The organism is Streptomyces sp. NPDC057486 (assembly GCF_042802415.1).
Taxonomy (GTDB): domain Bacteria; phylum Actinomycetota; class Actinomycetes; order Streptomycetales; family Streptomycetaceae; genus Streptomyces; species Streptomyces yanii.
In genome coordinates this window covers 62,980-77,545 of record NZ_JBHVEE010000002.1, presented here as the reverse complement: position 1 = coordinate 77,545, position 14,566 = coordinate 62,980, and the positions used below count along the sequence as shown (strand labels likewise).

The following is a 14,566-nucleotide window of genomic DNA, read 5'->3' as shown; positions in this document are numbered from 1 at the left end:
CGAAGTCCTTCCGGCACATCCAGTCACACAGGAGGTACGTCATGAGCGCTTTCTCGATCTTCAGCGGCCGCGGTGGCCGAGGTGGTGGCCGCGGTGGTGGCCGTGGCGGCTACGGCGGCTACGGCGGCTACGGCGGACGTGGCGGCTACGGCGGACGTGGCCGCCGTGGCGGCCGTGGCCGCTACGGCGGCGGCTTCGGCGGCGGCTACGGCGGCGGCTTCGGCGGCGGCTACGGCGGCGGCTTCGGCGGCGGCTACTAAGCATCGCCGCCTCGCCCGAGGATCGTCATCGGGGGGCGACGGCGGATCCCGTCCGTCGCCCCCCTTCCGCCGCATGCCCCCACCCGGCTCCCTTCCCGAGAAGGTGACCCCGCTTGGTGGACGCGACACCCGCCGACTCGGCTCACATCAAGCCCGTGGCCCCGGCAGCCGAGGACAGTCCAGTGCCCCTTGCGGCGGCCGTGTCTTCGGCCGACGCGTTCCGCCGCTTCTGGCCGTGGGCACGCCCCGACCGGTACCGGCTCGCCGCGAGTGTCGTCCTCCTCATCGCGGGGTCCGCGGGTGAAGTCGCTTCGGTGTGGCTCTTCAAGAACCCGGTCGACTAAGTCCTGATCCCCCACCGGTTCACAGCGTTCCTGCCGCTGGCCGGACTCATGGCCGCCGTGGCTGTGGTCGCGGCGCGCCACGGCATCCGCTTCGACCATTCGCAGGAAGCAAGCAATCTTCCACAACGCGCTCGGCTACGCGGTCGACGCCGGGCTTCTGCCCCAGAACCCTCCCCCCTCAGGTCTAGTGGAAGGCACCTGAGCAGGTGGAAGAGGAGCTGGACCCCGCGACGGTGCCTGACCCCCGACAGGCGCTCGCGCTGCTCGAACCCGTAGAGAAGGTTTCTACTCACGCAGCCCACAACTACGCGATGCGCCTGAGGGACTGCCGTCAACTACTACCGTCAACGCCCCGCAGCAGACGGCTGCGGGGGCGTTCTGGCTGGTGGGCGCGGACGGTTTCGAACCGCCGACATCTGCTTTGTAAGAGCAGCGCTCTACCCCTGAGCTACGCACCCGTGGATGAAGGAACAGCCTACATGGCACACGGCTCATGCTCACAAACGGTTGTCCGGGCCGACGGGGAGACGGGGGATATCCCCACCCCGCTTACGGTAGCCGCCCGGATTCTCCCCGGGCAGGCGTGCTCCCTACGGTGGAACCACACCGGCGGGACAGCCCGCCGGACCGGATGGGGGATCGATCACCGTGGCACTCCGCACCCGCACCCACACCCTTACCCGGCCCCGCGCGCTCGTCGCGTCCGGCGGGGCTGTCCTCGTCTCTCTGGCCCTCACCGGTTGCGGCAGCGCGGACGTGGACGACGCGCCGGCCGAGCACCGGTCGTTCGCGCTGAGCGGGAAGACGCTGACCATCGAGTCCGGCGGTACGACCGTGGAGCTCGTGCCGGCCGATGTGCGCAAGGTCGAGGTGACCCGGCGCGTCGACGGGTGGGTGGTGCTCGGGAACGGGCCCGATGCCCGGTGGTCCATGCGGGACGACACGCTCACGCTGCGGGTGAAGTGCGACGCGTTGATCAGTAACTGCGGTTCGCGCCATCAGGTGAGGGTGCCGCGTGGCGTCGCGGTGACGGTGAACGGGGACAACGGACGGGTCGTCGCGTCCGGGTTCGACACTCCGCTCACACTCCACTCCGACAACGGACGGGTGACCGTCCGTGACTCCAGCGGTCCGCTGAAGCTGGAGAGCGACAACGGGGGCCTCGACACGGAGCGGATCTCCAGCAGGTCCGTCTCCGCGCGCTCGGACAACGGGGGGATCCGGCTCGGGTTCAGCGCTGTGCCGGATCTGGTGGACGCCGTCAGCGACAACGGCCGGGTGACCATCGATCTGCCGAGCGGTTCGGAGGCGTACGCGGTGACTGCCACCGCGAGGAACGGGCGCACCTCGGTGAAGGTGCCGCGCAGCGACGGCAGTCCTCATGTGGTGAAGGCGCACAGCGACAACGGTCAGATCACGGTGCGAACGGCGAACTAACCGGCCCGTGTGTTCGTCCTTACTGGTGGGAGAATGAACCGGGCAGGGCGAAACGGCACGGGAGAGGGATGTGACGGCGACACACGCGCGGCCGCGGGCAGAAGCGGGTGGCATTTCCGTCGTCAGGGACGTCCTCGTATTGATGCTGCTTCCGGTGCCGTTGCTCGCCGCCGCGATGCCGGCCGCTTTCACCGGTGGAGGTACACGGCGCTGGTTCGGCGGTCGTGGGGCGAGCCAGCGTGTCGAGGCGCAGGCGGCGAAGGATGCGGCCGCGGAGGCGTTCTACGAGCTGGACACCGCTCAGCGCGATCTGCAGATCTCGATCGAGACGATCACGGCGGTGGACAGTTCGCCCGCCGCGCGCAAGGTGGTGGACGATTTCGCCGCTCTGGGGCGGCGGATCGACGAGGCGAGCCATGCGTACATCACGGCGGTGGACGCGCACGACCTGGACCGGGACGATCTCGAACCGGCGATCGCGGCGCGTGCCAGGACGGAGCTGACGGGCGCCAAGGACGAGCTCGTACGGGTCAAGGGCGAGCTCGACCGGTTCGCCCGGGGACTCGGTCCGCTCCTGGGAAACGCGGAGACACAGCTGGCCCGGCTCGCGCCCGCCGTGGAGCGCGCCCGGCAGGCGCTGCTCGGTGCGAGCAATGCTCTCGACGCGGTGCGCGCGTCCGGGCTGCGGGCGGACGATCTCGCCGCGCGCCTGGCGGCCCTCGCCCCCGAACTGACCAAGCTCAACCAGGGCGCCGGCCGGCACGGCGTGCCGGAGACGCTGCTCCGCGCCGATCAGGTGCTGCGCGGTGCGGAGGCCATACGGGCGGAGGCGGAGCAGCTTCCCGAGCGTGCCGCCGAGATCGACCGCCGCCTGGTCTCGCTGCGTACCCGTGCCCAGGCGCTGACCACCCGCGCGGGCTCGGTGGAGCCGGTGCTGAGTGAGCTGAGGCGGCGTTTCTCGGCAGCGTGCTGGCAGGACCTTCAGCCGGTTCCGGAGCAGGCGGCGGTCAATGTGCGGCAGGCCGAGGAGAAGCTCAAGGAGGCGGCCAAGGCGCGGGACGAGCAGCGCTGGGCGGATGCGACCTCGCGGCTCTCCACCGTGCGGGCCCTGCTGAACGCGACGGACGAGGCGGTGTCCGCGGCCGGTGACCGGCTGCAGCGGCTCGACGCCGTGGCCAAGGATCCGCAGCAGGAGATCCAGCGGACCCGGTTCGCGATCCGGGACGCGCAGCGTCTTGCCATGGCGGGCCGCAACACGCCCGACCCGCGCCATGCCCGGCCGCTGGACGACGCAGTGGCCCGGCTGGAGCGGGCCGTCGCCGGACTGGAGGGCCGCCACCCCGACTACTGGCACTTTCTGACCGAGACGGAAGCGGTGCGGCAGACGGCTGCGAGGGTGGTCGCCGAGATCCGGGAGGAGCGTGGCGCCGGGGGCTGAGCCCAGTTGTCGGGGCCCGGGGCGGGGCGGATCATGGTGATTGTCCGAAGGAGGCCGCCATGGCCCACACTCATGCTCCGCGTCTCCCGCACCTCCCTCATCACCCGCAGCAAGCGGCGCGAGGGCCGGCAAGACCCGGCAGAATGGCGCGGCTCGACGAACACCTCCCGGTCGATCACCGGCTGAGCAGCGTCTACCGTGTCGGGGCAGGGCTGATGGGACTGGTGCTGCTCGCCTTCGGCATCCTGGGGCTCATCAACAAGATCGGCTTCTTCGACACGGGTGGTGCCACCGTCGCGGGCCTGAACACCAACGGCACGCTCAGCATCCTGTCCATCTGCGTCGGCCTGCTCCTGTTCATCGGAATGGTGATCGGCGGCAACTTCGCCTCGATGCTCAACATGGTCCTCGGTGTCGCGTTCATCCTCAGCGGCTTCATCAATCTCGCGCTGCTCGACACGGCCTACAACTTCCTGGCCTTCCACCTGCAGAACGTGCTGTTCAGCTTTGTCGTCGGACTGATGCTGATGATGTTCGGGATGTACGGGAGGGTCAGTGGCGGGCTCCCGCACGACAACCCGTACTGGCAGGCCCGCCATCCCGAGCAGGCAGCCCAGGAACTGCGCCACAGCCGACGGCAGTCCATGCCGATTGCCCGGTCGTAGGAGCGGTGCCGCCGCGGCGGTGCGCCCTCCCCGTACCGTCCCCGGGTCCTGTCGCCGGATACTGCTGCCGAGGAGGGCCGCCGGTTAGCCTGGGGTCATGCCTCGTTACGAGTACCGATGCCGCTCCTGCGGAGACACGTTCGAACTCAGCCGTCCGATGGCCGAGTCCTCGGCCCCTGCCTCCTGCCCCGCCGGGCACGAGGACACCGTGAAGCTCCTCTCCACCGTGGCCGTGGGCGGGGGTTCGACGAAGTCCGCGCCCGCCGCCCCGTCGGGTGGCGGTGGCGGCGGGGGTTGCTGCGGTGGTGGTTGCTGCGGCTGACCCGGCCGCGGCGTCGAACGGCTCGACCCGGCCGGCGGGCGGCGCTACCTCCTGCGGGAGAGTGTCAGCCCGTCCGCCACGGTGAGCATCACGCTGTCCATCCGCGGGTCGGCGGCCACATGCTCGTTGAACTCCTTGATCGCCGCCGCCCCGCCGGTCGCCTGCGGGTCGGTCACGCCGCCGTGGAACAGCACGTTGTCGGTGACGACGAGACCGCCTTGCCGCATGCGGGGCACCAGCTCCTCCCAGTACGGGATGTAGTTGCCCTTGTCCGCGTCCAGATAGGCGAGATCGATGTGCGGTTCGGACGGCATCGCCCTCAGCGTGTCGAGCGCGGGGGCGATGCGCAGCTCGATCCGGTCGGCGACGCCTGCCCTCTCCCACGCCTCCCTGCCGTAGGCGGTCCACTCCTCCGAGATGTCGCAGGCGATCAGCCGCCCGTCGGCGGGCAGCGCCTGCGCCATGGCCAGAGCGGAGAACCCGGTGAATGTCCCGACCTCGACGATGTGCCGGGCCCCGGTCAGCCGTACGAGGAAGGCGAGCAGTGGCCCCTGCTCCTCGGCGGACTGCATGCCGGCCTGATCGGGAAGGCGCGCGTATGTGGTCTCGACGAGCTCCCGCTGCACCGCGTCGAGCGGCGGATTGTGCGCCAGCATGTACGCGTACAACTCGTCCGTGATCTTGGTTTCGTTTCCCTTGGACATCGCAGACTCTCTCTGTGCGTGCCGGGCAGGCTGGTCAGTTCCTCCCGTACCGGAGTACGGGGGGAACGCGTCGGCTGTCAGCCACTGTTCCCTGTCGGTCCGAGCTTGTCGAAGATCGCGTCGACGTGTTTCGCCGCGCAGGGTCCAGCCGTTCGGCGAGGGCCGCGCAGGAGTCAGAGGCCGCGCCGGGCGACGGAGGCCCGAATGAACCGGCGGAGGATTTCCTCGCCCGCCGCCACACCGCGTTCTCTCAGGACGTCGACGTGCGGGGCGCTCCAGTCGGTGTCGGCCAGTTCGCCGTGGCCCGGACGCCAGGCGAGGTCGGCGGCGAGGAGCAGATCGGCGTCGAGGAGCGAGTCGCCGGCGGCGAGGGTGAGGGTGGCGCCGGCGCGGTGGGCGACCTCGTTCATCGCGGCGCTCTTGGTGAGCGGCTTGGGCACGGCGTAGATCTTGCGGCCCTGGAGGGACACGGTCCAGCCACGGGGCCCCGCCCATTCGGCCAGCTCCTCCACCCAGTCCGTGGGCAGCAGCGAGCGTTCGACGACGAGATAGGCGAAGAGGTCCTCGGCGACTCGTTCCTTCAGCAGCCAGGCGGGGTCGGCGGCGGCCACGAGGTGGGCGCGGACCTCGGCGAGCGAGGCGCACTCGTCGGCGAGCCGGCGGGCCACCCGGTCCTGCCAGTCGGGATCGGAGACGCCGTCGACCAGGAGGTGTCCCCCGTTGGCGCAGATGGCGAACTTCGGTGCGGGGCCGGGGAACTGGATGCGGTGGTACTGCTCGCGGGTACGGGTGGTCGTGGGTACGAAGACCGTGGTGCGGGCCAGTTCGTCGACGAGTGCGGCGGCCGTCTCCGTCATGTAGGAGAGCGGCTTGTTCTCGTACACCTCGACGCAGAGCAGCCGGGGGGCGTCCGCGTCCGGCATGGCGAGCTGGAGTGCCGCCGTCGAATAGATGAGGGTGCGGTCGAGGTCGCTGGCGACCAGCGTCACAGGGGTGGTCGGGGTGGTGGGGGTGGTCGTAGTGGCCGGGTGGGTCACTGTGACGCCACCGCCTTGCCGTCCGCGCCCGTCGCTCCGCGGGTGTACTTCGGGTGGATCAGTCCGACGCAGGTGTACGGGAGACCGTCGACCTCCTCGACCGGCACGCCGCGCTGCTCGGCCAGCAGCCGGATGTGTTCGAGGTCGGCACCGGCTCCGCGCTTGGCGAGGATCTTCCAGGGGACGCGTCGCAGCAGTACGCGGGTGGTCTCGCCGACACCCGGCTTGACCAGGTTCACATCGTGGATGCCGTACTCCTCGCTGATGCGCTCGACGGCCGCCCAGCCCTCCCAGGTGGGAACGCGGTCGGCCGTGAGCAGCTCCTTGACCTCGGCGTCCACGGCGTCGACGACCTCGTCGAAGTGGGCCGCGACGGTGTCGAGGAAGTGACCGGACACATCGGCATCCGCGAGCCCGCGGTAGAACTTCGCGCCGTGGAAGTCATGGGGGCCGACCAGGTCCGAGCGGAGGACGGTACGGGAAATCAGCCCGGAGACAGTGGAGTTGAGGCAGGCGGACGGGATGAGGAAGTCCTCGCGGGTGCCGTAGGTGCGGACGCAGCCGCCCGGGTCGGCGAGGACTGCGATCTCGGGATCGAAGCCGTCGAACTCGCCGAGTGCGGCGGCCAGTTCGCGGGTGATGGCGCCCTTGCCGGTCCAGCCGTCGACGAAGACGACGTCGGCGGGGTCGTGATGGGCGGCCAGCCAGCGCAGGGCGTTCGCGTCGATGCCCCGGCCGCGCACGATGGAGACGGCGTAGTGCGGCAGATCGAGCCCGTGACGGTGCTGGGCCCAGCGGCGCATCAGCACGCCGACCGGGGTGCCGGCCCGCGCGAGGGAGACCAGCACGGGGCGGGGGGTGCGCTCGGCGAGGACCGTCTCGGTGACGGTTCCGACGGCCCGTGCGATGCGGGCCGCCGACAGGTCCAGGGCCGCCTTGAACAGGTCCTGGTACTCGGCGGACGGCTGGTACTCGACGGGCAGCGACTCGGCGTAGTGCGCGCCCCCGCTCTGTATCGCCTCCTCGCGCTCCTCGGTGGGCGCCTCCAGCTCGGTGTCCGAGAGGTCCTGGAGCAACCAGCCGACTTCTTCCGGCGCGTAGGAGGAGAAGGCTGGGCCGCGGAGGGGCTCGGACAGCATGGGGGGTTCCTGCCGTTCGGGGGCGGTGGAGGGGGCGGGCGACGGGACGTACGAGGGGACGACGGCCAGCAGGACGTGGGAGGTGTGTGCGGCGAGTTCCGCCAGCAGGCCGTCCGGGGCGTGCAGTTCCGGGGTGTCGGCGGCGGAGTCGACGACGGCCACCACGGCGTCGAAACCGGCATCCGCGACGTTGTACGCGTAGCGGACTCCGGGGCCGTCGGCCGGATTGTCGTGGGCCGGGAAGACCAGCCGGCTGCGTATCGCATAGCCGGGGTCGTTCACGGCGAGGACGGGGGACCGTGTGGTGGTCGAGTAGCTGACCTCGGCGTCGGTGTGCTCCTCCAGGGCGGTGCCCAGCCGGAGCGGTGCGTACATCAGCTCCTCGAAGCCGAGGACGAGTATGCGGCGGGCTTCACCGCCCAGGGCGCCGGCGATGCGCGCAGCCATGGCGGGAAGGGCCGATTCGAGCGTCTCCCGGTGGGCCGGGGTGAAGCCGTGGCGTCCGCCGTCGGGCACACCGGCGGGCCACTCCAGCTCCACCCGCGTGCGGGGGGTGACGGGTCCTGCCGCACCGGCCCGGGCGGGTTCCCGCTCCGGCTCGTGGGCGGCGACCAGGGCCTGGCCCTTCTCCAGAACACCGTCCGGGAGGCGCACCGTGCCCGTACCCCTGGCCACCAGGTCGACGCGGGCGCCGATCTCGGCGGCGAACCCGGTCAGCCGTTCGCGGTCGGCCGCGGACCGCATGTCCACCAGAGCCACGATGACGTAGCGGTCGCGCGGGTACAGCTCGTGCAGCGCGCGGATCGTGTTGAGCACGGTGTTGCCCGTGGAGAACTCGTCGTCCACCAGCACGAGCGGCGCCCCGCTCCCGCGCGCCAGCAGGGCGGGGTCCTCCGGCAGCAGCAGATGCGACGTCGCGTGCGAGTGCGACTCCTCGAAGCCGCCGGCCCGGGCCACGCCCTCGACCGGACGCCGCGTCGAGTGGAGGTACGGGGCCACGCCCAGCCCGTCGGCGACCGCGTGGCCGAGGCCGGTGGCCGTCTCCGCGTACCCGAGCACCACCGCCCGGCGGGCCTCCGCCTCCCCGAGGAGCGCGCGCACGCGCAGGCCGAGCTCGACCCCCGCGCCGTACACCACGGAGGGTCGCTGCGGCACATGCTTGCCCAGCACATTGGAGACGAGCAGATGGGCCCGCTTGGGGTTGCGGCGCAGGGCGAGGCCCAGCAGCTCCCGGAGCTCGCCGTCGCCTTCGGGCTTCCCGTTGCCGACGAGCTCGACGCCCAGTCGCTCCGCCACCCAGCTACCCGACCACACCACGTTCGCCGTCCTCTTTCCTTGCTGCGCGCTCGCTCATCGAGACGCGCTCATTCCGCGAGCCCCGCGGCCAGCAGATCCACGAAGCCGACGTCTTCCCTCGCCACGCCGAAGACCTCGGCCCGTTGCAGGGTGCGCTCGGCCCAGGCGCGGTGCGGCTTCACTTCATTCATTTTGTTCGTGTACGCGGAGCGCATCACTCCGCCACCGACGCGCTCCGGCCGCAGGATGTCCCGTGCGTCGCTGAACTCCTCATGGCTGACCACGGACAGTGCGTGCACCGGCGCTACGTGCGACGGGTGGATACAGGTCTTGCCGAGCAGCCCGTTGGCCCGGTCGAGCTCGATCTCCCGCAGCAGCCCGTCGAGGTCGTGCTCGATCAGTGTCGTACGCAGCCCGTCGGCCCGACCCTCAAGGAAGGGGCTGCGGCGCAGCTGCGGCTTGAACATGCGCTCCTGGAGCCGGAAGTACTCCCACACCGGTCCGGTGATCGTGAAGCCCGTCCCGTCCGCCCGGCCCAGCACATTGACCACATCGGCTATGACCGCGGCGACGAGCTGGACGTCGTACGCCGTCATGTCGGGCGCCCTGCGCAGTCCGTACGCCGAGCAGAAGTCGGTGACCCCGAGCCGCAGGGCCAGCACCCGGTCCCGGTACATGCTGACGGTGCGGACGATTCCCTGGAGCGTCGCCGCGCGGGTCTCCAGGTGCAGCAGCTCGGGCGATTCGAGGACGGGCATCGCGAACAGGCGCTGTCCCCCGGCCGTCTCGGCCTTGGTGAGCGCCTCCATGAAAGGAAGACCACGCTCTTCCGTGAACTTCGGAAGTACAAAACCGGACAACAGTCGGACGGAGCTTCCGAGCCGCTGCACCAGGTCCGTCATCTGCTCCGGTTCGCGGACCCGGATGAAGAGCAGCGGCACCTCGGCGCCGCGCGCAGCGAGGTCGGCGAACTGCCTGACCAGGTTCTCCTCGGCGTCCGACACCTCGGAGTCGTCGATGGAGTCCTCCAGGCACAGCACCATCGAGACGACACCGCGCCCGGCCTGCTTGAGGATGTCATCGGCGAGCCGCGGCCGGGTGGCCGGGGAGTACAGAGTGGCGCCGAGGGCGGCCGAAAGTATCCGGGCGGGGGAGTCCGCCCCGAATTCGCACGGCTGCCGAAAGAACAGGCCTTCCCGCACCGCGGGCGAGATGTGCCCGAAATGACGCATGTGATTCCCCCGTACTGCTGGACCGGCCCGACAACGTGTGGCCGGTAATAGTACGTATGGACGGGTGTCGACAGTTCCCCACGTGCATGAATTTCGGGTAACTCGTCCATTTCCCGACGGTTCCGCAAGGCCCGGAGGACGTGGTTCCGACGCGCTGCCGGGACATGGGACGGGCCCCCACGTTGTCTGCGCAGGCTGCCAGCAGGCAGGATGACCGCCATGACGCACGCGATGCTGAAGGGCTCGAACGTCCCCCTCGATGCCATGGCCGTACGAGCCGTGCTGCGCTGGACTCCGGGCGTCGGGGTGCCCGATGTGGACGCCTCGGCCCTGCTTCTCGGCGCCGGTGGCCGTGTGCGCTCGGACGAGGACTTCGTGTTCTACAACCAGCCCCGGCACCCCTCCGGCCTGGTACGACGGCTACCGAAGCGCAGTGTCGCCGAGGGACTCACCGACACCATCGAGGCCGACCTGGGCGCGCTCGACCCGTCGGTCGAACAGGTGGTCATCGCGGCTTCCTCCGACGGGGCCGCCTTCCAGCAGGTCCGCGATCTCCGCATACTTCTCTACGACGCGGCGTCGGCGGGCGGCGACCCGCTCGCCGTGTTCGATGTACGGCCGGAGACCGGTGAGGAGACCGCGATCATCTGCGGTGAGCTCTACCGGCGCGGCGATGGCTGGAAATTCCGGGCGGTCGGTCAGGGCTACCCGACCGGGCTGGTCGGACTCGCGACCGCATTCGGTATCTCGGTCGACGAGGCGGAGGCCGCGGCCGAGCCCGATCCGGCCCCGGCCGTGCCGACGGTCGCCCCCCTGTCCGCCCCGGCACCGGCGCCCGGCCCCGACCTGCAGGCCACGATCCAGCACCAGCAGCCCGCGTACGGCTACCCGCAGCCCGCGGCGGCCCCGGCGGCCTACGGCTACCCGCAGCCCGCGGCGGCCGCCCCCGCGCCTCAGCCCGCCTACGGCTACCCTCAGCCGGCCGCGCCGCAGCCTGCATACGGCTATCCGCAGCCCGCGGCGGCCGCCGCGCCCGCCCCGGACCCGAATTTCGTGCTGCCGCCGCAGGGCCCCCAGTTCGTCCGCTCCTGACCGCCGCGGCGGGAGACTGCCGCTCAGGCCCGGGACTTGTAGCCGCGCCCCCACTGCATTCCCCAGCCGTACAGCCGGTCCAGCTCCGACTGGAAGCCGTAGACGAACTTCACCTCGCGCCGCACGATCAGCTCGCCCTTGACGTTCTCCACGGTGAACACGGCACACGAGCGTGCTTGTGGGGCCCGCTCGTCGAGCTCGATCTCGATCCGCGGGCCGTTGCCCGGGTAGAGCGTCACCTTGGCGTGCGTACGGTCGAAGGCCGGCGTCTGGTCGTAGATGTAGACGAAGAACAGCAGCCGCTTGATCTGGTCCCGCTGGTCGAGGTTGACGTACACGGTCTCCCCCGACGGCGCCCCGAAGCGGTCGTCCCCGCTGAGCCTGATGTACGGCGGCGCGTTCAGGTCGCCGATCAGGTTGCCGAGCGGCTGCACCACGCCCTTGGTGCCGTCCTTCAGCTCGTACATGCAGCCCAGGTCCAGGTCGACGTTGACGACACCCTGGGTGTGCGCCTGGACCACATCGGGCTGGAAGAGTTTGAAGGGCCGCAGCAGCCGCCCGCTCTGCCGTGACCTGCCCTCGATGTCGGACGTACGCATCCGCCAGGAGAGGTTGACCCGCAGGTTGCCGGTCAGCGCGCCCTGTTTGGTGAGGGAGACCGTGGCGTGCCGCTTGGACAGCACGATGGAGTTGGTCGCCGCGTTGCCCGACTCGAACTGTGCTTCCCGCCCCGGCCACAGGCTGTCCCAGAACGCCATCCCCAACCCCCACACGTCTCGGTAGTGCCCAGGCCCCGCACGCATCACTGCGGGGCGGCCCCCGGGCCGGGTCCGGGTGTTCCCGGAGAACCGTCGCCGTACGGACCGCCCCGCTGAGAGCGTTCCTCAATCCCTACCGGGTCACACCCCGGACGGGACTTCCGCCCTGGAATCCGAGCCGTCGCCCCCGGCCTCCAGGGCCTTGTTGCGCCGGACGGAGGACCAGAAGGACCAGCCGATCAGGACGACGCCGACAAGACCGGTGATGATCTCGTTGATCTGGTACTGGATGGTGACGAGAAGGATCACGGCGAGCGCGCCGATCGCGTAGTGCGCGCCGTGCTCCAGGTAGACATAGTCGTCCAGGGTGCCCTGGCGGACCAGGTAGACCGTGAGCGACCGGACGTACATGGCGCCGATGCCGAGGCCGAGGGCCATCAGCACGATCTCGTTGGTGATGGCGAAGGCTCCGATGACACCGTCGAACGAGAAGGACGCGTCGAGGACTTCGAGGTAGAGGAACATGAAGAACGCGGCCTTGCCGGAGAGCGCCACTGCGGACAGCTTCTTGCCGGTCTTCCTGGCCTCTTCCTCGGCCTCGTGCTCGCGCTCCTCCTCTTCCTCGAGCTTGTTCTCGAAGTAGCCGGAGAGGCCGCCGACGATGAGGTACGTGATCAGACCCGCGACACCCGCGAGCAGGACGGTCTCCGCCTTGTCCGCGTGCCCGCCGCCGTGCTGGTGCGCCTGGGTCGCGAAGGTCATGGCAGCGACCAGCAGCACGATGAGCGCGATGCAGACCGACAACATGTCGACCTTGCCGAGCTTGGCGAGCGGGCGCTCGATCCAGCGCAGCCACTGGATGTCACGGTCCTCGAAAATGAAGTCGAGGAAGATCATCAGAAGGAACATGCCACCGAAGGCGGCGATCGCCGGGTGGGCGTCCGTGACCAGTTCCTGATAGCGCTCGGGCTGGTTGAACGAGAGATCGACCGCCTCTATGGGCCCGATCTTGGCAGTGATGGCCACGATCACGACGGGGAAGACCAGCCGCATACCGAAGACCGCGATGAGTACACCGACCGTGAGGAAGATCTTCTGCCAGAAGGCATTCATCTTCTTCAGGATCCCGGCGTTGACCACCGCATTGTCGAAGGACAGCGAGATCTCGAGGACGGAAAGAATCGCGACCACACCGAATGCTTCCCACCCCCCGTAGAACACCGCTGCGACCAGGCCGAGCGCGGTAATCGCGAACGACCAGCCGAAGGTTTTCAGAAGCACTGGCTACCCCATCGTGTATGTAACGGGTCTCCCCCGGATGTGTACGGGGCTCCCCCGCGCCGTGCGCGGCTTTACGAAACGTTGACCCCGAAGTCTAGAGCGATGCCCCGCAGCCCCGACGCGTACCCCTGTCCCACTGCACGGAACTTCCACTCGCCGTTGTACCGGTAGAGCTCGCCGAAGATCATCGCGGTCTCGGTGGAGGCGTCCTCGCTCAGGTCGTAGCGCGCGAGTTCCTGGCCGTCCGCCTGGTTCACCACGCGAATGAACGCGTTGCTGACCTGGCCGAAAGTCTGCCCACGGTTGTCGGCCTCATGGATCGAGACCGGAAAAACGATCTTGTCGCAGTGGGCGGGGACCTGGTTGAGGTTCACGATGACCGACTCGTCGTCGCCCTCGCCCTCACCGGTGAGATTGTCGCCCGTGTGTTCCACGGAGCCGTCCGGACTCGTGAGGTTGTTGTAGAAGACGAACCATTCGTCGCCGAGCACCCGGCCCGACTGGCACAGCAGTGCGCTGGCGTCGAGGTCGAAGTCGGCGCCCGTGGTGGATCGTGCGTCCCAGCCGAGGCCGACGAGCACCTGGGTGAGGTTGGGTGCGGCCTTGGAGAGGGAGACATTGCCCCCCTTGGCGAGTGTGACGCCCATGATGTGAGTCCTCCCCGAGTCGATGAACGGTCTGTTGAGCGCGTCCGGCGCCGCACTGGGTGCGGCGCCGGACGGGGACGTGCTGGGGGGTGTACGGCGGATCATGGCCGGACGCCCCCTGGGCGCGGCCCGGGCTGCGCCTTCTCAGGAACGGCCCGGTCGCGCTCTCTGGGCCGTACTCAGACGTTGACGCCGAAGTCCTGCGCGATGCCGCGCAGACCCGAGGCGTAGCCCTGGCCGATGGCACGGAACTTCCACTCGGCGCCGTTGCGGTACAGCTCGCCGAAGACCATGGCGGTCTCCGTCGAGGCGTCCTCGCTCAGGTCGTACCGCGCGAGCTCGCTGTTGTCCGCCTGGTTCACCACGCGGATGTACGCGTTGCGCACCTGGCCGAAGCTCTGCTGGCGGGTCTCGGCCTCGTAGATCGAGACCGGGAAGACGATCTTGTCGACGTCGGCCGGGACTCCGGCCAGGTTCACCTTGATGACCTCGTCGTCGCCCTCGCCCTCACCGGTGAGGTTGTCACCTGTGTGCTCGACGGAGCCGTCGGGGCTCTTGAGGTTGTTGAAGAAGACAAAATTACCGTCGCTGCCGACCTTGCCCTCGGCGTTGGTCAGCAGCGCGCTGGCGTCGAGGTCGAAGTCTCCACCGGTGGTGGTACGGGCATCCCACCCCAGACCGACGACGACAGCGGTCAGGTTGGGCGCGGCCTTGGTCAGCGAGACGTTGCCGCCCTTGCTGAGGCTGACTCCCACGAGTCCTCCCATTGGTTTCTTGGGGGCCGACGACTGCCGGCGCCTCCACGTTGCGTTGGCATCGGATCAACGAGTGGATCCTAGTGACCGGTTCCCGGCCAAAGCAGGCTTTTGGCCGGGGCGCCGGGAGATCCTCCGGAACACCGACGCGGGATCGTC

The 14,566-nt window shown here is 69.6% G+C and carries 15 protein-coding genes and 1 tRNA gene; 7 read left to right on the top strand and 9 right to left on the bottom strand.

All coding sequences use genetic code 11. From position 1 onward, the window contains the following. Positions 1-41: 41 nt before the first annotated feature. Both ACFU6I_RS01960 and ACFU6I_RS01955 read left to right on the top strand, forming a co-directional pair. Positions 42-260: a hypothetical protein gene (locus ACFU6I_RS01960; protein WP_384360347.1), complete on the top strand. Its 219-nt coding sequence runs from the start codon at positions 42-44 to the stop codon at positions 258-260. Between the two features lie 113 nt (positions 261-373). Beyond that, complete coding sequence (locus ACFU6I_RS01955; protein ID WP_384360345.1) at positions 374-604, top strand: hypothetical protein; 231 nt, start codon at positions 374-376, stop codon at positions 602-604. 383 nt (positions 605-987) lie between these two features. Here the strand turns inward: ACFU6I_RS01955 and ACFU6I_RS01950 are convergent. Further along, a tRNA-Val gene (locus ACFU6I_RS01950) sits at positions 988-1,062 on the bottom strand. A gap of 190 nt (positions 1,063-1,252) precedes the next feature. Here ACFU6I_RS01950 and ACFU6I_RS01945 point away from each other — a divergent pair. The 4 genes from ACFU6I_RS01945 (at position 1,253) to ACFU6I_RS01930 (ending at position 4,466) form a co-directional block, all read left to right on the top strand. Continuing rightward, positions 1,253-2,041 (top strand): DUF4097 family beta strand repeat-containing protein, encoded by a 789-nt coding sequence (locus tag ACFU6I_RS01945; protein ID WP_384360343.1) that lies wholly within the window; start codon positions 1,253-1,255, stop codon positions 2,039-2,041. A gap of 70 nt (positions 2,042-2,111) precedes the next feature. Then, a complete protein-coding gene (locus tag ACFU6I_RS01940; RefSeq protein ID WP_384360341.1) occupies positions 2,112-3,479 on the top strand; it encodes a hypothetical protein in 1,368 nt (455 codons plus the stop codon). Between the two features lie 143 nt (positions 3,480-3,622). After that, positions 3,623-4,144, top strand: a complete 522-nt coding sequence (locus tag ACFU6I_RS01935; RefSeq protein WP_384360339.1) for a DUF4383 domain-containing protein — start codon at positions 3,623-3,625, stop codon at positions 4,142-4,144. 97 nt (positions 4,145-4,241) lie between these two features. Beyond that, the gene (locus ACFU6I_RS01930; RefSeq protein ID WP_384360337.1) at positions 4,242-4,466 is read left to right on the top strand and encodes a zinc ribbon domain-containing protein; all 225 of its coding nucleotides are present in this window, start codon (positions 4,242-4,244) and stop codon (positions 4,464-4,466) included. 44 nt (positions 4,467-4,510) lie between these two features. On the opposite strand, the gene ACFU6I_RS01925 is transcribed toward ACFU6I_RS01930, so the two are convergent. The 4 genes from ACFU6I_RS01925 to ACFU6I_RS01910 form a co-directional block, all read right to left on the bottom strand. Further along, a complete protein-coding gene (locus tag ACFU6I_RS01925) occupies positions 4,511-5,170 on the bottom strand; it encodes an O-methyltransferase (RefSeq protein WP_384360335.1) in 660 nt (219 codons plus the stop codon). Positions 5,171-5,343: 173 nt separating this feature from the next. Further along, positions 5,344-6,207 (bottom strand): HAD family hydrolase, encoded by an 864-nt coding sequence (locus ACFU6I_RS01920; RefSeq protein ID WP_384360333.1) that lies wholly within the window; start codon positions 6,205-6,207, stop codon positions 5,344-5,346. After that, entirely contained in the window at positions 6,204-8,663 is a 2,460-nt protein-coding gene (locus ACFU6I_RS01915; protein WP_384360331.1) for a phosphoribosyltransferase, read from the bottom strand. The genes ACFU6I_RS01920 and ACFU6I_RS01915 overlap by 4 nt, the downstream gene beginning before the upstream one ends. A 47-nt stretch (positions 8,664-8,710) precedes the next feature. Continuing rightward, on the bottom strand, positions 8,711-9,874 hold the full coding sequence (locus ACFU6I_RS01910; RefSeq protein ID WP_384360329.1) for an HpcH/HpaI aldolase/citrate lyase family protein: 1,164 nt from the start codon (positions 9,872-9,874) through the stop codon (positions 8,711-8,713). Between the two features lie 219 nt (positions 9,875-10,093). On the opposite strand from ACFU6I_RS01910, the gene ACFU6I_RS01905 reads away from it, so the two are divergent. After that, positions 10,094-10,966, top strand: a complete 873-nt coding sequence (locus ACFU6I_RS01905) for a TerD family protein (protein WP_384360327.1) — start codon at positions 10,094-10,096, stop codon at positions 10,964-10,966. A 23-nt stretch (positions 10,967-10,989) separates the two neighbouring features. Here the strand turns inward: ACFU6I_RS01905 and ACFU6I_RS01900 are convergent, their stop codons facing one another. The 4 genes from ACFU6I_RS01900 to ACFU6I_RS01885 all read right to left on the bottom strand — a co-directional run bounded on the left by ACFU6I_RS01900 (position 10,990) and on the right by ACFU6I_RS01885 (position 14,407). After that, positions 10,990-11,724, bottom strand: a complete 735-nt coding sequence (locus ACFU6I_RS01900; protein WP_384360325.1) for a Tellurium resistance — start codon at positions 11,722-11,724, stop codon at positions 10,990-10,992. Positions 11,725-11,865: 141 nt separating this feature from the next. Beyond that, entirely contained in the window at positions 11,866-13,005 is a 1,140-nt protein-coding gene (locus tag ACFU6I_RS01895; RefSeq protein WP_384360323.1) for a DUF475 domain-containing protein, read from the bottom strand. Positions 13,006-13,076: 71 nt separating this feature from the next. Further along, on the bottom strand, positions 13,077-13,652 hold the full coding sequence (locus ACFU6I_RS01890) for a TerD family protein (RefSeq protein ID WP_266986046.1): 576 nt from the start codon (positions 13,650-13,652) through the stop codon (positions 13,077-13,079). A gap of 179 nt (positions 13,653-13,831) precedes the next feature. Continuing rightward, positions 13,832-14,407 (bottom strand): TerD family protein, encoded by a 576-nt coding sequence (locus tag ACFU6I_RS01885; protein ID WP_037696943.1) that lies wholly within the window; start codon positions 14,405-14,407, stop codon positions 13,832-13,834. Positions 14,408-14,566 lie beyond the last annotated feature (159 nt).